Raw genomic sequence first — 19,216 nt, 5'->3', positions numbered from 1 at the left:
GTGAAATCCCGTCTCTTGTACGTCAGTCGGCGGTACGCGCGCCGCGCCCGGCGTCGCCCGCGAAGTCCGCGAAGAATTCCGACCGCTGCTCGTCACTGAGGTGACAGGCCGCGCCCCGGCCCTCGGACAGCTCGAGAAGCGGCAGCTCGCCCGCGCAGCGCCCGCCCTCGACCTGCTCGGTGAACGCGCACCTCGGGTGGAAGCGGCACCCCGAGGGCAGGTTGAGGAGGCTGGGCGGCGAACCGGGGATCGGCGACAGCGGCACGTCCACCGGGCCGTCCAGCGACGGCATCGAGCCGAGCAGGCCCCACGTGTAGGGGTGCTGCGGCGCGCGCAGCACCTCCTTCTTCGTGCCGCGCTCCACACACCGCCCGCCGTACATCACCAGGACGTCGTCGGCGATGTCGGCGATCACGCCCAGGTCGTGCGTGATGAAGATGATCGCCGTGCCGAACTCCTGCTGCAGGTCCTTCAGGAGGTCCATGATCTGCGCCTGGACCGTCACGTCGAGGGCCGTGGTCGGCTCGTCCGCGATCAGCAGCGTCGGGTTGCAGACCAGCGACATCGCGATCATCGCGCGCTGGCGCATACCGCCGGAGAACTGGTGCGGATAGTCGTCCACGCGCAGGTCGGGCTGCGGGATGCCGACCTTCGTCAGCATCTCGATCGACCGGTCCCTGGCCTCCTTCTTGGAGGCGCCGGTGTGCTTGCGGTACGTCTCGCCGATCTGCCGGCCGATGGTGTGGTACGGCGACAGGGACGCGAGGGCGTCCTGGAAGATCATCGCCATCTTGTTGCCGCGCAGCTTCTCCAGCTCCCGCTCGGTGGCGGTCAGGAGCTCCTGCCCGTCGAGCAGGATCTCGCCGTCGATGGCGGTGCTGTCCTTGTGGTGCAGGCCCAGGATGGCGAGGTTGGTGACGGACTTGCCGGAGCCGGACTCGCCCACGATGCCGAGGGTCTTGCCCTTCTCCACCTCGAAGTCGAGACCGTCGACGGCCTTGACGATGCCGTCCTCGGTGGAGAAGTGGACGCGCAGGTCGCGTACGGACAGGAAGGGGGTGGTGCTCATCAGGTCTCTCCCTGAGCCCTAGGACAGCCGCACGCGCGGGTCGATCAGCGCGTAGAGGGCGTCGACGATGATGTTGAAGACGACGATCGCCGCGGCGGCGACCAGGACGACGCCGAGCAACAGAGGCAGGTCGCTGGTGTCGACGGCCTTCACGGAGAGCTCGCCGATGCCGTGCAGGGCGAAGGTCTTCTCGGTGATGATCGCGCCGCCCAGGAGCACGCCCACGTCGAGGCCGAAGATGGTGACGATCGGTCCCATCGCGCCGCGCCAGGCGAAGCGGAAGAAGACCGTGCGGCTGGAGAGGCCCTTGGCCCGGGCCGTGCGGACGTAGTCCTCGTTCATCGTCTCGACCAGTTGGGAGCGGGTCATACGCGTGTAGTTCGCGGTGAAGATGAGCGCGAGCACGAGCCAGGGGATCAGCAGCCCGGAGAACCACTTGGCGGGGTTCTCGGTGATCGGCGTGTACGTGGGCCGGTCCAGCAGGTGCAGCTGGTCGGTGAGGAGGTACACGGCGAAGACGCCGACGACGTAGATCTGCATCGAGGACGCGATGAGCGAGGCCGACGAGGCGATCTTGTCGAGGGCTTTGCCCTGCTTGATGGCGGCCAGCATGCCGGTGCCCACACCGAAGATGAGGAACACGACCGCGGCGCCCAGAGAGAGGGAGACGGTCGTCGGGAAGCGGTCGAGGATGGTGGCGAGGACGGGCTCGCGGTTGCGGAAGGAGTAGCCGAGGCAGGGCGCGTCACAGAAGCCGTACGTGTCGTAGTCGCGGCCGACGAACAGGCCCTCGAACCAGTGCCAGTACTGCATGGGCAGTGGGTCGGCGATCCCCAGGTTGTGCTTCACCAGCGCCAGCGTGTCGGGCGGGCAGACCTTGCCGCAGGCCAGGCGCGCGGGGTCGCGCGGGGCGGCGTAGAAGAGCAGGAAGACGATCGCGCTGATGATCAGCAGGATGACCGCGCCGCCGATGGTGCGGCGAATGAGGAAGCGGAGCATGACAGTTGGGATTCCTGACGGATGCCGTTAGGGAGGTGGGGGCCGGGGCGGGCGCACGCGGTGAGCCCGCCCCGGGGGCCGGTCGTCAGGCCTTGACGTAGGTCTTGTGCAGCAGCGTCGCGGCGAACTGCGGGTCGTGTATGGCGCCGCCGACCTTGGAGCCGTGCAGGTACCAACGGCGCTGGTAGGTCTCCGGAATGATCGGCACGACCTCCTTCATGATCCGCTTGTCGAGTGCGGCCCAGGCCTTGCCGGCTTCCTTCGGGTCCGAGATGACGGCGTTCTTCTTGATCGCCTCGTTGATCCAGGGGATGTCACACTGCGAGACGTTGTTCTGGCCGTCGCCGATGGCCGTGCCGTCGAGCATGGGCTGGATCATGGTGTAGGCAGTCGGCCAGTCGGGGGACCAGCCGAACCACATCACGTCGAACTTGTTGTCCAGGCGCTGTGCCTGGTCGTAGAAGTCCGTCGAGTTGAGCGGCTTGATGACCGGCTCGAAGCCCGCGGCCTTCAGGTTCTTCTCGATGACGATCTTGGTCTTGTCGTAGGTGGGGCGCCGCGGGAAGGCGTACACGATCTTCGTGCCGAGCTTGCCGGCCTTCTTCAGGATCTCGTGCGCCTTCTTCACGTCACCCTGCGGCATGTCCAGCTTGCCGTAGAGGTCGAACTTCTCGCGGCCGACGATGTCGGGGCTGAGGATCGTCGTGGCGTAGTCGCCCGCGGTGGTGCCGCCGTAGATCTTGCGGCTCTGCTCCAGCGGCCACGCGATGAGAAGGGCCTTGCGCACCTCGACGTCGGTGACGCGCTTCATGTTGATGGCGAAGTAGTAGGTGCCGGACGACAGACCGTTGAAGCTGCGCTTCTTGATGTCGGGCGTCGTGAGCACCTTCTGCATGCGCTCGGCCGGGATCGGCTCGTAGATGGCGACCATCTGCTGGTCCTTGCCCTGGTCCGCTATGAAGCGGTCGCAGGACTCGGGTCCGGTCGGTCCGAACTCGAACTCGAAGCTGTCCGGGTACGCGTTGCGGATCGGGTCGGTCTTCGGGTCCCAGTGCTTGTTGCGCGTCAGCGTCATCGACTTGTCGATGGTGCGGTGCTTGACGATGTAGGGGCCACAGGAGAAGGGGGCCTTGTCGTACTTCTCCTTGGTGTCGTGCTTCACGGGCGTCGCGGCGTACGAGTGCATCGCCAGCGTGAAGTTGAACTCCGGGCGGGCTTCCTTCAAGTGGAAGGTGATGGTCTTCTTCGCCTTGTCGGTGACGATCGAGTCCAGGTGCTTGCCCTTGTACGGGCCCTCGTACGCGTCACGCCACTTGGCGCCCTTGCCCGTCAGCGCCTGCTGGACGTAGATGGCGCCTTCGGTGACGAACGGGGCCCAGCCGCGCTCGAAGCCGTGTCGGACGTCGTCGACGGTGAGCTCGCTGCCGTCCTGCCACTTCAGACCGTCCTTCAGCGTGAAGGTCCAGGTCTTGTTGCCGTTGGAGGCCGTTCCGGTGTCGGTGGCGAGGTCACCGACCAGGGTCTGACGGCCCTTCATGTCGGTCTGGTAGCCGGTGAGGCAGCGTGCAAAGAGGTTGGCGATGGAGGAGTTGTACGCGAAGTAGATGCGCTGCGGGTCCAAGTGCGACACGTCGTCCTCGGCGACACCGTAGATCGTGCCGCCCTTCTTTCCGCCGGGCACCGCGGGCGCGGGCCCGGTCGAGTCCTCCTTGGTGCCCACCTTCACGGTCGCGTTCGTGTACTCCGTGGCACCGCCGTGCGATCCGCCCTCGCCTCCGCCCGCGTCGCCGCTGCTGCACGCGGACAGGACGAGCGAGCCGCCTGCCGCCACGGATGTCGAGATGAGGAGGTTTCTGCGGGAGATTGACATGTGGCTACCAACCCTGTGTGAAGGAAAAGAGCGGAGAGCGAACCGTTACGGCCCCGTCGCGCGTGCCGGTCCTGGGGAGTGTCAGCGTTTGGTCTTCGGGTCGAGCGCGTCGCGCACCGAGTCACCGAGGAGGTTGAAGGCCACTACGAAGATCACCATGGCGAGGCCGGGGAACACCATGAAGGTGATGTCGTCCTGGTAGTACTTCGAGCCGTTCTGGATCATCACTCCCCAGTCCGGCGTCGGCTCCTCGAGCCCGACGCCCAGGAAGGCGAGGCCCGCCTCGGCGGTGACGAACAGCGGCAGCAGGAGGGTCGCCTGGATGAGGATCGGCGTCCACAGGTTCGGGAGGAGTTCCTTGAAGATGATGCGTGCCGGGGAGGCTCCGGTGACCTTGGCCGCTTCCACGAACTCCCGCTCACGCAGCGCGAGTACCTCGCCGCGCAGCAGTCGTGCCATAGGAGCCCAGCCGAAAGCGGTCATCACCGTGATGAGGCTGGTGATGGTGAGCCACTGCGGGATCTTGTCCTCGGGGCTGACCAGGACCGAGATCATCACCGGGAAGAACGCGATGTAGAAGAGCGTGGACGGGAAGGCCAGGAGGATGTCGATGACCCGGCCGATGAGGTAGTCCGTCTTGCCGCCGATGTACCCGGCGGTGAGGCCGATGGTGATGCCGAGCAGGGTGACCAGGATCGTCGTCGCGGCCGCGATCAGCAGGGAGTTGCGGATCCCGTACAGGAGGAAGGTGAAGACGTCCCTGCCGAGCACCGGCTCGATACCGAACCAGAAGTCCCCGTCGATACCGCCGTTCGGCTTGACCGGGTAGTTGAAGTCGTTGAGCAGCCCTGGCTGGTCGAGTCCGTAGGTGTCGTACGGATTCTTGCCGTACGCCATGGAAATCAACGGCGCACACAGCGCGACAACAAAGAAGAACAGCACGACACACGCGGCGACAACGCCGGACTTGTCCCGCTTGAACCGGGTCCAGGCGAGCCGGCCCGGCGAACGGCCCTTGCTGCCCTGGTCCTTGGGCGAAGAAGGCGTGCCGGATGCCGCGTCCGTCACTTCAAGCGTGGCGGCGGCAGCGGGAGTTGGCGAGGTCATGGCGCTCCAGGCCCGGAGGGGTCATCAGGAATCCGCAGGACAACCAGCACCCACGGGCTAGGCGCGACTTTCGCAAGGCGTTTCCCACGCGGTCAATGAATCGTCAGGCGCCTTGGGCCGCTCTTGGGTTTCTTGATCAAGACTTTGCGTGAACATGGGCATGCCATTGCCTTGGCGTAATCATGCGTGATGGACAAGGCGGGGCGATCCCGGGCGACCCCGGCAATGAGTCCGATATGCGGGCGCCAACGTCTCGGAATGCGTACATCCGGATGGGCTCGTACTCGTACGGCCGGGGTAAATGTGCGATTCATGCAGATTGAGGCGATATTTGGCGGTACGCGAGACACCCGGACAACAGGAGGACTCCATGCGCGGAGCCACGCACGCCAAGTGGGCCACATGTGCGGTGGCGGTCGCTCTCGCGGCGACGGCCTGCGGTGGCGGGGGAAGCGGCGGTGGCGGCGGTGGCGGTGACGGCTCCGGCATCGTGAGCTCCTCCTGGGGCGACCCGCAGAACCCGCTCGAACCGGCGAACACCAACGAGGTCCAGGGCGGCAAGATCCTCGACATGATCTTCCGGGGGCTCAAGCGGTACGACCCGAAGACCGGCGAGGCCAAGGACATGGTCGCCGAGTCGATCGAGACCAAGGACGCGCAGAACTTCACGGTCAAGATCAAGGACAACTGGAAGTTCAGCAACGGCGAGAAGATCACCGCCAAGTCCTTCGTGGACGCCTGGAACTACGGCGCCCACCTGAAGAACAACCAGAAGAACGCCTACTTCTTCGGCTACATCGACGGGTACGACAAGGTCCACCCCGAGAAGGGCGACCCGAGCGCCGAGACCCTCTCCGGACTGAAGGTCGTCGACGACAAGACCTTCACCGTCAAGCTCAGCCAGAAGTTCTCCACCTGGCCCGACACCCTCGGCTACCCGGCCTTCGCGCCGCTGCCCAAGGCGTTCTACGACAACCACGACGCCTGGCTCTCCAAGCCCGTCGGCAACGGCCCGTACACCGTGGACTCGTACACCAAGGGCTCGCAGATGTCCCTGCGCAAGTGGGCCGGCTACCCCGGCAAGGACAAGGCGCGGAACGGCGGTGTGGACATGAAGGTCTACACCGACAACAACACCGCCTACACCGACCTGATGGCCGGCAACCTCGACCTCGTCGACGACGTCCCCGCCTCGCAGCTCAAGAACGCCAAGAACGACCTCGGCGACCGCTACATCAACACCCCCGCCGGCATCATCCAGACCCTTGCCTTCCCCCTCTACGACAGCGAGTGGAAGAAGAAGGGCATGGAGAAGGTCCGCCGGGGCCTGTCCATGGCCATCAACCGCGAGCAGATCACCGACACCATCTTCCAGAAGACGCGGACGCCCGCCTCCGACTGGACCTCGCCGGTCCTCGGCGACAAGGGCGGCTTCAGGAAGGGGCTGTGCGGCGACGCCTGCACGTACGACGCCGAGAAGGCCAAGAAGCTGGTCGAGGAGGGCGGCGGCATCCCCGGCGGCACCCTCAAGGTCACGTACAACGCGGACACCGGCTCCCACAAGGAGTGGGTCGACGCCGTCTGCAACTCCATCAACAAGGCCCTCGACCAGGACAAGGCGTGCGTCGCCAGTCCCGTCGGCACCTTCGCGGACTTCCGCAGCAAGGCCTCCAAGCAGGAGCTCGACGGGGCCTGGCGCGCGGGCTGGCAGATGGACTACCCGCTGATCCAGAACTTCCTGGAGCCGGTCTACTACACGGACGCCCCGTCCAACGACGGCAAGTTCTCCGACGACGAGTTCGACAAGCTCGTCAACGAGGCCAACGGAGAGACGGACACCGGCAAGGCCACGGCCAAGTTCCAGGACGCCGAGAAGATCCTCACCCGCGACATGCCCGCCATCCCGCTCTGGTACCAGAACGGCAGCGCCGGCTACTCGGACAAGGTCTCCGACGTCTCCCTCAACCAGTTCAGCGTGCCCGTCTACAACGAGATCAAGGTCGACTGAGACGCCGGGAGCCCCGCCATGGGACGTTATGTGATCCGGCGTCTGCTGCAGATGATCCCCGTCTTCATCGGCGCCACGCTGCTGATCTTCCTGATGGTGAACGTGATGGGCGATCCCGTCGCGGGGCTCTGCGGGGACCGCAGGTGCGACCCCGCGACGGCCCTCCGCCTGAAGAAGGAGTTCGGCCTCGATAAGCCGGTGTGGCAGCAGTACCTGACGTACATGGGCAACGTCTTCACCGGCGACTTCGGCACCGCGTTCAACGGCCAGAAGGTCACCGAGCTGATGTCGGCCGCCTTCCCCGTCACCATCCGCCTGACCCTCGTCGCCATCGTCTTCGAGATCGTCATCGGCATCACGCTGGGCGTCCTCACGGGCCTGCGGCGCGGGCGTCCCGTCGACACCGCGGTGCTGCTGCTCACGCTCGTCGTGATCTCCATCCCCACCTTCGTCACCGGACTCGTCCTGCAACTCCTCCTCGGCGTCCAGTGGGGCGTCATCAAACCCTCCGTGTCGAGCGAGGCGCCCTTCAACGAACTGCTGATCCCGGGGCTCGTGCTCGCCTCCGTCTCACTGGCGTACGTGACCCGCCTGACCCGCACCTCCATCGCGGAGAACCGGCGCGCCGACTACGTCCGCACCGCCATCGCCAAGGGCCTGCCCCGGCGCCGCGTCATCACCCGCCACCTGCTGCGCAACTCACTGATCCCGGTGGTCACCTTCATCGGCACCGACGTGGGCGCCCTGATGGGCGGCGCGATCGTCACCGAGCGGATCTTCAACATCCACGGCGTCGGCTTCCAGCTCTACCAGGGCATCCTCCGCCAGAGCACCCAGACCGTCGTCGGCTTCGTGACCGTCCTCGTCCTGGTCTTCCTGGTGGCCAACCTCATCGTCGACCTCCTGTACGCCGTACTCGACCCGAGGATCCGCTATGCCTGAACCGCAGGAGCCGGAGCGCGCCATGGCCGCCACCGGCATGGGCGGCGCGATGGACCTCGCCACCAGCGAGGCGACGTCCCTGGAGAAGACGGCGGCGGGCGGCCCCGACGGCAGCGGCCCCTCGGCGCCGGCCCGCAGCCTGTGGTCCGACGCCTGGCGGGACCTGCGGCGCAACCCGGTCTTCATCGTCTCGGGCCTGATCATCCTCTTCCTCGTCGTCATCTCCCTCTGGCCCTCGCTCATCGCCTCCCGCAACCCGCTCGACTGCGACCTCGCCAACGCGCAGAAGGGCTCGGCGCCCGGCCACCCCTTCGGCTTCAACGAGCAGGGCTGCGACGTCTACACCCGGGTCGTGTACGGCACCCGGGTCTCGGTCACCGTCGGCGTCTGCGCCACCCTCGGCGTCGCCGTCATCGGCAGCGTGCTCGGCGGGCTCGCCGGGTTCTTCGGCGGCGCGTGGGACGCGGTCCTCTCCCGCATCACCGACATCTTCTTCGCCATCCCCGTCGTCCTCGGCGGCCTGGTGCTCCTGTCCGTGGTCACCAGCTCCACCGTCTGGCCGGTCGTCGGCTTCATGGTGCTGCTCGGCTGGCCGCAGATCTCCCGCATCGCGCGCGGCTCCGTCATCACCGCCAAACAGAACGACTACGTCCAGGCGGCGCGGGCCCTCGGCGCCTCCAACTCCCGGATGCTGCTCCGCCACATCACCCCGAACGCCGTCGCGCCGGTCATCGTCGTCGCGACCATCGCGCTCGGCACCTACATCGCCCTGGAGGCCACGCTCTCGTACCTCGGCGTCGGCCTGAAGCCGCCGACGGTCAGCTGGGGCATCGACATCTCGGCCGCCTCCCAGTACATCCGCAACGCCCCGCACATGCTGCTCTGGCCGGCCGGGGCCCTCGCGATCACCGTGCTCGCGTTCATCATGCTCGGCGACGCGGTGCGCGACGCCCTCGACCCGAAGCTGAGGTAGGCGCCCATGGCAACCGTGGCATCCGAGGCCCCCGCACCCAAGGAGCCCCAGGCCTCCAAGCTGCTCGAAGTCCGCGATCTGCACGTGGAGTTCCGGACCAGGGACGGGGTCGCCAAGGCCGTCAACGGCGTCGACTACAGCGTCGCCGCGGGCGAGACCCTCGCCGTCCTCGGCGAGTCGGGCTCCGGCAAGTCCGTGACCGCCCAGGCCGTCATGGGCATCCTCGACATGCCGCCCGGGCAGATCACCAAGGGGGAGATCCTCTTCCGGGGCCGGGACCTCCTCAAGCTGAAGGAGGAGGAGCGGCGCAAGGTCCGCGGCGCCGGAATGGCGATGATCTTCCAGGACGCGCTGTCCTCCCTGAACCCGGTGCTGAGCGTCGGCGAGCAGCTCGGCGAGATGTACGTCGTGCACAAGGGCATGTCGAGGAAGGACGCGAAGGCCAAGGCCGTCGAGCTGATGGACCGGGTGCGCATCCCGGCGGCCAGGGAGCGCGTCGGGCAGTACCCGCACCAGTTCAGCGGCGGCATGCGCCAGCGCATCATGATCGCCATGGCGATGGCGCTCGAACCCTCGCTGATCATCGCCGACGAGCCCACCACCGCCCTCGACGTGACGGTCCAGGCGCAGGTCATGGACCTGCTCGCGGAGCTCCAGCGCGAGATGAACATGGGCCTGATCCTCATCACCCACGACCTCGGCGTCGTCGCGGACGTCGCCGACACCATCGCCGTCATGTACGCGGGCCGCATCGTCGAGCGGGCCCCCGTCCACGAGATCTACCGGGCGCCCGCCCACCCGTACACCCTCGGCCTGCTCGAATCCATCCCGCGCCTGGACCAGAAGGGCCAGGAGCTCTACGCGATCAAGGGCCTGCCGCCCAACCTCATGAACATCCCGCCCGGCTGCCCCTTCCACCCCCGCTGCCCCATGGCCCAGGACATCTGCGTGACCGACGATCCACCGCTCGCGAAGGTCACGTACGAGGGACTGACCGCCGACCGCAGGAGCGCCTGCCACTTCTGGAAGGAGACGCTCGATGCGTCACGGTGACGGCGGCGAGCCGATCCTCCGGGTCCGCGGCCTGGTCAAGCACTATCCGCTGACCCAGGGCATCGTCATCCGCAAGCAGGTCGGCGCGGTCAAGGCCGTCGACGGCGTCGACTTCGACCTGGCGCGGGGCGAGACGCTCGGCATCGTGGGGGAGTCCGGCTGCGGCAAGTCGACGGTCGCGAAGATGCTGGTCAACCTGGAACGGCCGACCGCGGGCGAGATCCGCTACAAGGGCGAGGACATCACCAAGCTGTCCGGGCGCGCGCTGAAGGCGGTCCGCCGCAACATCCAGATGGTGTTCCAGGACCCCTACACGTCCCTGAACCCGCGCATGACGGTGGGCGACATCATCGGCGAGCCGTACGAGATCCACCCCGAGGTCGCCCCGAAGGGCTCGCGCCGCCGGCAGGTCCAGGAACTCCTTGACGTGGTGGGTCTCAACCCCGAGTACATCAACCGCTATCCGCACCAGTTCTCCGGCGGCCAGCGCCAGCGCATCGGCATCGCCCGCGGCCTCGCGCTGCGGCCCGAGGTCATCGTCGCCGACGAACCGGTCTCCGCGCTCGACGTCTCCGTACAGGCGCAGGTCATCAACCTCCTGGACAAGCTGCAGAACGAGTTCGACCTGAGTTACGTCTTCATCGCCCACGACCTGTCGATCGTGCGGCACATCTCCGACCGCGTCGGTGTGATGTACCTCGGGCGGATCATCGAGATCGGCTCGGACGAGGAGATCTACGAACACCCCACGCACCCCTACACCCAGGCCCTCCTCTCCGCCGTGCCGGTCCCCGATCCCGAGGCGCGCGAGCACCGGGAGCGGATCATCCTCGCCGGAGACGTGCCGTCGCCCGCCAACCCGCCCTCGGGCTGCCGGTTCCGCACCCGCTGCTGGAAGGCGCGGGAGCGCTGCGCCCTGGAGGTCCCGGCGCTCGCGGTGCCCGCGGAGTTCCGGTACGAGGACGGGCCCGCGGCGCACGACTCGGCCTGCCACTTCGCCGAGGAGAAGCAGGTCGTGCCGTAGACGCGGGCCCGCGGAGTGATCTGAGCGGAGCGGTCAGAGCCCCAAGGAGCGCTTCAGGAAGTCGACCTGGAGCAGCAGCAGGTTCTCCGCGACCTGCTCCTGAGGCGTCATGTGCGTGACACCGGACAGGGGCAGGACCTCGTGCGGGCGGCCCGCGGCGAGCAGCGCCGAGGAGAGCCGCAGCGAGTGCGCCACCACTACGTTGTCGTCGGCGAGGCCGTGCACGATCAGCATCGGGCGGTGCGGTTCGGCCGCTGCGACGAGTCCGTCGTCCCAGATGAGTGAGTTGTACCGGTACGTGTCCGCGTTGCGGGCCGGGTCGCCGAGGTACCGCTCCTCGTAGTGCGTGTCGTAGAGCCGCAGATCCGTCACCGGGGCGCCGACCACCGCCGCGTGGAACACGTCGGGGCGGCGCAGCGCGGCCATGCCGGCCAGGTAGCCGCCGAAGGACCAGCCGCGGATCGCCACCCGGCCGAGGTCGAAGGGGAACCGGTCGGCGAGCGAGTGGAGCGCGTCGATCTGGTCCTCGAGCGTCAGGGTCTTGTCGTACTTGATCGACTTCTCCCAGCCGGGGGAGTGGCCCGGCGTGCCGCGGCCGTCCGCGACGAGCACCGCGAAGCCCTGATCGGCGAACCACTGCGAGGTCAGGAAGATGTTGTGGGCGCGCTGGACGCGCTGGCCGTGCGGGCCGCCGTACGGATCGAGGAGTACCGGAAGGGGCCCGTCCGTGTCCTTGTAATCAGTGGGGAGCAGGACGGCGCACGGAATCCTCCGCGTGCCCCCTTCGGTGAGCGTCACGCGCGGAGTGAGCCCCGGGCGCTGGGCGTGTGAGGCGACGGTCGCCACCTGCTTGCCCTCGCGCAGCACCTGGACCTGAGCGCCGGGACGGTCGAGTGTGGCGGACACCAGGACGGTCAGGCCGCCGCGGCCGCCCCCACGGACCGCGGAGTGCACACCGGGCTCCTGGGACACGCGCCCCACGCCCAGTTCGTTGACGCGGTACACATGGATCTCACCGGTCTCCGGGTCGGCCGCCGCCGCGCCCGCCGACGCCGAGATCAGAATGTCCTCCTCCGTCACGTCCAGGACCGCCCTGACGTGCAACTGCGGCCCGGTCAGCGGCCGTTCCCCCCACGCGAGGACGCGCGCGCCGCCCTCGTCGGCGATCCGCACCAGCTTTCCGCTGGGCGACCAGCACGGCACTCCAGGGAAAAGTTCAAGCCATTCTGGATCCTCCTCCGCGTGCACCATCCGCGTCGACCCGCCGTCCGGATCCACCGCCAGATACAGCTGGCTGCCCTGGTCGCGCGACTGCACGAGCAGCAGCGGAGCGCCGTCCGCCGACCAGTGCACGCGCGCGAGATAGGGGAAGCGGGCGCGGTCCCAGACCACCTCGGTGCGCGACCCGTCCAGGCCCAGGACGAACAGCCGTACGTCCGCGTTGGGCGTGCCCGCGGCCGGGTACGCGACCCGCTCGGGCTCGCGCTCCGGATGCGCCGGGTCCGCGATCCACCAGCGCTGTACGGGAGCGTCGTCCACCCGCGCGACGAGCAGCCGGTCCGAGTCCGGCGACCACCAGAAGCCCCGTGAACGCCCCATCTCCTCGGCCGCGATGAACTCCGCGAGGCCGTAGGCGACCGTCGCCTCCTGGCCCGGCTCCGGCGCCGCCAGGGCCCGGTCGCCCGCACCGTCGGCGCCCATGACCCGCAGGGCGCCCCGCGCCACGTACGCGACGTGCCGCCCGTCCGGCGAGGGGCGCGGGTCGATCACCGGGCCCGGCGCGGGCAGTTCGCGAGCCGTGCCCGCGCGCAGCTCCGCCGCGAAGAGCCGGCCCGACAGCGCGAACGCCGCCAGCTCCACCGCCGCGTCCGTCGCGTACCCCACGATGCCCGCGCCGCCCTCTCGGCTGCGCTCCCGCCGTGCGCGCTCCTCGGGCGACAACCGCTCGGCGGCGCCGCCCAGGAGCACGTGCGGATCGGCCGCCACGCGCTCGCCGCCGCCGTCCGACACGTCCAGGACCCACAGCCGGTTCGCGCGGTCCGTGCCGTCGGACGAGCGCAGGAAGACAAGGCGTGAACCGTCCGGCGCCACCGTGAACGCACGGGGCGCGCCGAGGGTGAAGCGTTGCGTGCGGGCGTGCTGACGCGGGAAGGAGAGCCGCTGCGCCGGGCTCTCGTCGGGCCTGGGATTTCCGGGGTTCTCGGTGGTCATCCCCCGAGCCTATGGCTCATGCGCCCCCCTGTGCTGCCGTGCTCCGAGTCATGCGTCCGCACGGATAGTTATGATCCGTAGCGCTTGGTGGGTATGTACCTGCTGGCGTCCGCACTGGGTTTCGTCAACGACTTGGAGGTGACCGCCGTGGCACTCTCGATTTCGGCGGTGGTGCTGCTGGCGATCATCGTCTTCCTGTTGGTCAAGAAGTCAGGGCTGAAGGCCGGGCACGCGGTCGTCTGTACGCTGCTCGGCTTCTACCTCGCGAGCTCGTCCGTCGCGCCGACCATCAACGAGCTGACGACGAACGTGGCAGGGATGATCGGCGACATCAAGTTCTGACCGGGGCTCGTAGGGTGGTCCCATGACGGAACTGCCCGCCCGGCGCCTGCTGCTCGTGCACGCGCACCCCGACGACGAGTCGATCACCACCGGCGCGACCATGGCCAAGTACGCGGCCGAGGGCGCCCACGTCACCCTGGTGACGTGCACGCTCGGCGAGGAGGGCGAGGTCATCCCGGCCGAGCTCGCCCATCTCGCCGCCGACCGCGAGGACGCCCTGGGCGCCCACCGCATCGGGGAACTGGCCGCCGCCATGAAGGAAGTAGGGGTCACCGACCACCGCTTCCTCGGCGGCCCCGGGCGCTACCGCGACTCCGGAATGATGGGCACCGAGCAGAACGACCGCCCCGGCGCCTTCTGGTCGGCCGACCTCGACGAGGCGGCCGCCCACCTGGTCGAGGTGGTCCGCGAGGTGCGCCCGCAGGTCCTCGTGACGTACGACCCCGACGGCGGATACGGCCACCCCGACCACATCAAGGCGCACCGCGTCGCCATGCGCGCCGCCGACCTCGCGGCCGATCCGGCCTTCCGCGCCGACCTCGGCGCGCCCCACGCCATCGACAAGATCTACTGGAACCGCGCCCCGCGGTCCGTGGTCGAGGAGCGCTTCCGCTGGATGTCGGGAGCGCTCGGGCACTCGCCGTTCGGCACGCCCGCCGCCGTCGACGACGTGCCCGGCGTCACGGACGACGAGCGGATCACGACCGAGATCGACGGCAGGGCCTTCAAGAGCGCCAAGACGGCGGCGATGGCGGCCCACGCCACCCAGATCACCGTGAGCGGCCCGCTCTTCGTCCTCTCCAACCAGCTCGCCCAGCCCATCTTCGATGTGGAGTACTACGAGCTGGTGCGGGGAGAAGCGTCGACAGAGGGATCTTCGGGTTCATCCGAGGGATCATCAGAGGGGTCATCAGAGGGGTCATCAGAGGGGTCGTCCCGTGAGACGGATCTCTTCGCGAGACTTGAAAGGGTGACGGATGTGGCGGAGGTGACCGCGCTGTGAGTACGCGATCCCGTGCGGCGTCCGGTTCCGGTTCCGGGGCCGCGGCCGGCAGACCCGCGTCCTCCGGCGCGGCCGCCGCCCCCGCCGGCGGCAGCTTCCTCGCGCAGCCCCTCAGGGCGGGGCGCCTCGCCGCCTACGCCGGGCTCTTCGTGTTCGGCGCCGTCGTCGGCGCCGCCGGAGCACTCGTCCAAGGCGGCTTCTTCCCCGCCGGGTTGCTGCTCGCGCTCGTCGGCGCCGCCGGTGCCTTCTACGGCGGGGCACGGGCGGTCGGCACCAAGGCGGGGGCCGTCGCGCCCGCCGCCGGCTGGCTCGTCGTGGTGATGCTGCTCACCGCCACCAGACCCGAGGGCGACTTCCTCTTCGGCGCGGATCTCGGCTCGTACGGCTTCCTGCTCGGCGGAATGGCCGTCGCTGTGATGTGCGCCACGCTCGGGCAGGGGTCGCAACCGAGCGCGCCCGCCGCCCGACTTGGCAAGTGACGTACCACTTCGGACCGTGTCCCGCAGGGGTTTGACGCCGGTCACGGAATGAGTGCCGACGGCGGCCAGTATGGTGGTGCGGCCGCCGAGCCTCCCCCAACCTCCGGCCGGGGGGACCCCGGACGAGGTCGAGACGGGCGGCGGAGTCAACCAGGAGAACCTGCCTTGAGTCGTGAAACTGACAGTTCGTCCTCCGGGCCCCAGGGGCGCGGTGGAGCCGCATACCCCTCGGGGACGCCGCCGTACGGCTCCCCGGCACAGGGCGCTGCCGCCGACGGCGGCGCGGACGGCGCGCGGCGGCCCGACGAGCCCGAGACCCAGACCACGCTGACCACCCGCATCCGGATCAACATTCCCGGTTCGCGGCCCATCCCGCCGGTCGTCATGCGTACGCCCGTCGGTGACGAGGGCTCGCACGGGGACTCCTCATCCGTGGACGACGACAGCCGCAGGGACGGTGCCGCACCGGGTGCTCCCGGCGCGGGAGACGCGGGCGGGGCGACGGGGGCCGGAGCCCCGGCCTCCCCGGCTTCCTCCGGAGCTGGTTCCGGTTCAGGTTCCGGTTCCGCGTCGGGTGAGGGCGGCCAGGGGGCCTCCTCCTCGGCCTCCCCTTCGCAGTCCTCGGCCGACGAGAAGACGAGCGACTGGTTCGCGCCGCGCAAGCCCGCCCGGAGTGACACCGGGAGCGGTTCGGGTGTCCCCGGGGCGAATGGTCCGGGGGCGAACGGCCCGGGGGCCAACGGTTCCGGTACGGGGCAGTTCGACGTGTCCGGCGCCGTCGCGTCGGGCCCCCTCGGCTCGGGCGGCCCGCAGAGCGACCCGCACCGCGGCGACCTGCCGTACTTCTCCGGCGGTATGGGCGGCTCCGGGGACTCCCGGCCCGCAGGACCGACCGGCGGCCCCGTCACGGGCGACAGCCCGCTGGCGCCTCCGGGCCGCCACAGCGCTCCTGGCGCACCCGGCGGCCCCGCCGACTCCGGTGCGCGGCCGCCCCGTTCCGGCGTCATGAGCGACGACACCGCGATCCTCACGCCGCAGAAGTCCGGCCCGGTCCCGCCGCCCGGCGGTCCGCGTCCGCCCGTCGGCGGCGGCCAGGTGCCCGGCGGACCCGGTGCTCCGGGCGGCCCCGGCGGCCCCGGTGGCCCCGGCGCTCCCGCGCCCGGCGCCAACGTCTCCGGCGAGACCCTCACGAGCGGCATCCCCGTCGTGCCGCCCACGCAGGACAACTCCCCGTTCGCGCCGGGCCCGCAGGGTGAAGGACCGGTTCCGCACACCCCGCCGAAGCTGCCCGACCCGGTGCGCTCGGACGTGCCGCCCGCCGCTGCCGCGCCGAAAAAGAAGAAGGGCCGCAACAAGCTGGTCCTCCTCGCGGCCGCCGTCGTGGTCGCGGGCTGCGGGGCGTACGGCGCGGGCCTGTTGATGAACCACGCCGACGTCCCGAAGGGCACCACCGTGCTCGGCGTCGACATCGGCGGCGGCACCCGTGACGAAGCCGTGAAGAAGCTCGACGCGGCCCTCGACGCGCGCGTCACCAAGCCGCTGAAGCTCTCGGTGGGCGGCGACACGGTCACGCTCAAGCCGGACCAGGCGGGCCTCACCCTGGACAGCCAGGCCACTGTCCGCGAGGCCGCGGGCAGCGACTACAACCCCGTCTCGGTGATCGGTTCGCTCTTCGGCGGCCAGCGTGTCGTCGAGCCCGTCATGCCCGTGGACGAGGAGAAGCTCGCGGCCGCCCTGGAGCGCGCGGCGGGCGGCTCGGGCACGGCGCAGGAGGGCACGGTCAAGTTCGTGCCGGGCAAGGCCCAGCCCGTCTACGGCAAGGTCGGCAAGGGCATCGACCCGCAGGCGTCGACCGCTTCGGTCGCCGACGCGTACAAGAAGCAGGTCGAGACGGGCAGCGCGGGCGCGGTCCAGGTGCCGGTCACCACGCGCAAGCCGACCGTCTCCAAGGCCGAGGTGGACAAGTTCATGACCCGGTTCGCCAAGCCGGCCATGTCCGCCAACGTCACGATCAAGGCGGGTGCCAAGTCGATCCCCTTCGGCCCGGAGAAGTCGCTGCCGAAGATCCTGGAGACGAAGGCCCTCAAGGACGGCACCCTTCAGGTGCACTACAACCTCGAAGAGCTCAAGAAGCTGTACGGCAACGTCTTCGACGGCGTCCTGATCCAGCGCGGCGACGGCTCCAAGACGCCGGTCCAGCCGACCGACGTGGCCGCGGCGATGGGCAAGGCGCTGGTCGGCAAGACGCCCGCCGAGCGGATCGGCGTCATCGAGACCAACGCGAGCTGATTCCCGCAGGCCGGCGGAGGCCGGACGGTTCACCCGGGTGAACCGTCCGGCCTCCGGCATGACATCTGTCATCCCGTAGTCACCACATCCGACACTGCCGCCGTGACCTGCGGTTTTGTGACGATGGTGCACATGACGACGACCACAGCACCGCCCGTCACCAGCGCGGTGAGCTTCGAGCGGGTGACCAAGAACTACGGCGACGTCCGCGCCGTCGACGGCCTGACCCTCGACCTCCACCCGGGCGAGACGGTGGCGCTCCTCGGGCCGAACGGCGCGGGCAAGTCCTCCACCCTCGACCTGCTGCTCGGCCTGCGCAGCCCGGACAGCGGAACCGTGCGGGTCTTCGGGACCGAGCCGCGCGAGGCGATCACGGCGGGCCGGGTCGGCGCCATGCTGCAGAGCGGCGGACTGATGGGCGAGGTCACCGTGCGCGAGCTGGTGACGCTCGCCTGCGAGCTGCACCCGAGACCCCACCGCGTCAACGACGTGCTCGCCCACGCGGGCATCACCCAGATCGCGGACCGCAAGGCCGACAAGCTCTCCGGCGGCCAGGAGCAGCGCGTCCGCTTCGCGCTCGCCACGGCCGGCGCCTCTGACCTGATCGTGCTCGACGAGCCGACCACCGGCATGGACGTCACCGCGCGCCAGGCGTTCTGGGCCACCATGCGGGAGCAGGCCGATCAGGGGCGCGCGGTCCTGTTCGCCACGCACTATCTGGAGGAGGCCGACGCGATCGCCGACCGCGTCCTGGTCCTGCACCGCGGCCGGCTCCTCGCGGACGGCACCGCGGCCGAGATCAAGGCGAAGGCGGGCGCCCGCAAGGTCGCGTTCGACCTGGAGCGGATCGACCCGGAGCTCGCGCGACGGCTCCGCGCGCTGCCCTTCCTCACCACCCTCGACATCGCGGGCCACACGGTCCGCCTCCAGTCGACGGACGCCGACGCCACCGTGCACGCGCTGTACGGGCTCGGCGTGTACCCCCGCAACCTCGAAGTCGCCGGGCTCGGCCTGGAGCAGGCCTTCGTGGCGATCACCGAGGCCGAGGAGGCCAGGACCGCATGAAAGGCACCCACGGCATGAACAGCCTCATCAAGCTCGAGATCACCCGCGCCCTGCGCAACCGCAAGTTCCTCTTCTTCTCCGTCATCTATCCGTCGATGCTCTTCCTGATCATCGCGGGCACCCAGAACGGCGCCGACCAGGTCCCCGACACGGGCCTGTCCGTCCCCGCGTTCATGATGGTCTCGATGGCGTCCTTCGGCGCCCTCACCGCCGTACTCATGGGGAACAGCGAGCGCATCGCCAAGGAGCGCGAGAGCGGCTGGGTGCGGCAGCTGCGCCTGACGGCGCTCCCCGGGCGGGGGTACGTCCTGGCGAAGACGGCGAGCGCGGCCGTGGTCAGCCTGCCGTCCATCCTCGTGGTCTTCGCGGTCGCCGCGATCTTCAAGGACGTCCGCTTCGACGCCTGGCAGTGGCTGGCGCTGACCGGCGCGATCTGGGCGGGCAGCCTCTGCTTCGCCGCCCTCGGCGTGGCCATCGGCTACCTCGCGTCCGGCGACGCCGTGCGCCCGATCACGATGATCGTCTACTTCGGGCTCTCCATGCTCGGCGGCCTGTGGATGCCGGTGACGACGTTCCCGCACTGGCTCCAGGAGGCGGCGTCCTGGCTGCCCACCCACGCGTACGCCGCCCTCGGACAGGCCATCGAGCTGGGCGACGCACCGCACGCGAAGGACCTCACGCTCCTGGTCGCCTACTTCCTTCTCTTCGCGGGCGGCGCGGCGTGGCTGTACCGGAAGGACACACTGAAGGCGTGAGTACGAGCCAGGGCGCCGAGCACGCCC

Annotated in this window: 16 protein-coding genes; 11 read left to right on the top strand and 5 right to left on the bottom strand. The window is 69.3% G+C overall.

Annotated features, from left to right (window positions below; all coding sequences use genetic code 11):
• Positions 1–22: 22 nt before the first annotated feature.
• From ACZ7LU_RS14030 to ACZ7LU_RS14015, 4 genes are all read right to left on the bottom strand, one after another.
• Entirely contained in the window at positions 23–1,069 is a 1,047-nt protein-coding gene (locus ACZ7LU_RS14030; RefSeq protein WP_471916796.1) for an ABC transporter ATP-binding protein, read from the bottom strand.
• An 18-nt stretch (positions 1,070–1,087) separates the two neighbouring features.
• Positions 1,088–2,068, bottom strand: coding sequence for an ABC transporter permease (locus tag ACZ7LU_RS14025; RefSeq protein WP_471916795.1), 981 nt, complete (start codon positions 2,066–2,068; stop codon positions 1,088–1,090).
• A gap of 85 nt (positions 2,069–2,153) precedes the next feature.
• Positions 2,154–3,938, bottom strand: a complete 1,785-nt coding sequence (locus ACZ7LU_RS14020; protein WP_471152151.1) for an ABC transporter substrate-binding protein — start codon at positions 3,936–3,938, stop codon at positions 2,154–2,156.
• Between the two features lie 81 nt (positions 3,939–4,019).
• A complete protein-coding gene (locus ACZ7LU_RS14015) occupies positions 4,020–5,045 on the bottom strand; it encodes an ABC transporter permease (RefSeq protein WP_471916794.1) in 1,026 nt (341 codons plus the stop codon).
• A gap of 370 nt (positions 5,046–5,415) precedes the next feature.
• On the opposite strand from ACZ7LU_RS14015, the gene ACZ7LU_RS14010 reads away from it, so the two are divergent.
• Genes ACZ7LU_RS14010 through ACZ7LU_RS13990 form a run of 5 tightly spaced genes read left to right on the top strand, consistent with a single transcriptional unit; the run spans position 5,416 to position 11,045 of the window.
• The gene (locus ACZ7LU_RS14010) at positions 5,416–7,053 is read left to right on the top strand and encodes a peptide ABC transporter substrate-binding protein (RefSeq protein WP_471916793.1); all 1,638 of its coding nucleotides are present in this window, start codon (positions 5,416–5,418) and stop codon (positions 7,051–7,053) included.
• An 18-nt stretch (positions 7,054–7,071) separates the two neighbouring features.
• A complete protein-coding gene (locus ACZ7LU_RS14005; protein WP_398300839.1) occupies positions 7,072–7,995 on the top strand; it encodes an ABC transporter permease in 924 nt (307 codons plus the stop codon).
• Positions 7,988–8,968 (top strand): ABC transporter permease, encoded by a 981-nt coding sequence (locus ACZ7LU_RS14000; RefSeq protein WP_398300841.1) that lies wholly within the window; start codon positions 7,988–7,990, stop codon positions 8,966–8,968. The genes ACZ7LU_RS14005 and ACZ7LU_RS14000 overlap by 8 nt, the downstream gene beginning before the upstream one ends.
• 6 nt (positions 8,969–8,974) lie before the next feature.
• On the top strand, positions 8,975–10,021 hold the full coding sequence (locus ACZ7LU_RS13995; protein ID WP_471916792.1) for an ABC transporter ATP-binding protein: 1,047 nt from the start codon (positions 8,975–8,977) through the stop codon (positions 10,019–10,021).
• Positions 10,008–11,045, top strand: coding sequence for an ABC transporter ATP-binding protein (locus tag ACZ7LU_RS13990; RefSeq protein ID WP_468311396.1), 1,038 nt, complete (start codon positions 10,008–10,010; stop codon positions 11,043–11,045). Before ACZ7LU_RS13995 ends, ACZ7LU_RS13990 begins: the two co-directional genes overlap by 14 nt.
• A gap of 33 nt (positions 11,046–11,078) precedes the next feature.
• On the opposite strand, the gene ACZ7LU_RS13985 is transcribed toward ACZ7LU_RS13990, so the two are convergent.
• Positions 11,079–13,256, bottom strand: coding sequence for a S9 family peptidase (locus ACZ7LU_RS13985; RefSeq protein WP_471916791.1), 2,178 nt, complete (start codon positions 13,254–13,256; stop codon positions 11,079–11,081).
• A gap of 147 nt (positions 13,257–13,403) precedes the next feature.
• On the opposite strand from ACZ7LU_RS13985, the gene ACZ7LU_RS13980 reads away from it, so the two are divergent.
• The 6 genes from ACZ7LU_RS13980 (at position 13,404) to ACZ7LU_RS13955 (ending at position 19,189) form a co-directional block, all read left to right on the top strand.
• A complete protein-coding gene (locus tag ACZ7LU_RS13980) occupies positions 13,404–13,598 on the top strand; it encodes a hypothetical protein (RefSeq protein ID WP_055569071.1) in 195 nt (64 codons plus the stop codon).
• 22 nt (positions 13,599–13,620) lie between these two features.
• Positions 13,621–14,601, top strand: coding sequence for an N-acetyl-1-D-myo-inositol-2-amino-2-deoxy-alpha-D-glucopyranoside deacetylase (gene mshB, locus ACZ7LU_RS13975; RefSeq protein ID WP_471916790.1), 981 nt, complete (start codon positions 13,621–13,623; stop codon positions 14,599–14,601).
• A complete protein-coding gene (locus ACZ7LU_RS13970) occupies positions 14,598–15,080 on the top strand; it encodes a DUF6113 family protein (RefSeq protein WP_468311392.1) in 483 nt (160 codons plus the stop codon). Before mshB ends, ACZ7LU_RS13970 begins: the two co-directional genes overlap by 4 nt.
• A gap of 165 nt (positions 15,081–15,245) precedes the next feature.
• Positions 15,246–17,369: a hypothetical protein gene (locus tag ACZ7LU_RS13965; protein ID WP_471916789.1), complete on the top strand. Its 2,124-nt coding sequence runs from the start codon at positions 15,246–15,248 to the stop codon at positions 17,367–17,369.
• 132 nt (positions 17,370–17,501) lie between these two features.
• Entirely contained in the window at positions 17,502–18,434 is a 933-nt protein-coding gene (locus ACZ7LU_RS13960; RefSeq protein WP_398300855.1) for an ABC transporter ATP-binding protein, read from the top strand.
• A 14-nt stretch (positions 18,435–18,448) separates the two neighbouring features.
• On the top strand, positions 18,449–19,189 hold the full coding sequence (locus tag ACZ7LU_RS13955; protein ID WP_398301431.1) for an ABC transporter permease: 741 nt from the start codon (positions 18,449–18,451) through the stop codon (positions 19,187–19,189).
• The last annotated feature ends 27 nt before the right edge of the window (positions 19,190–19,216 follow it).

This window comes from Streptomyces sp. NPDC039462 (genome assembly GCF_055639375.1).
Note: the sequence above shows the minus strand (reverse complement) of the source record. Positions and strands in the feature narration are given on the sequence as shown.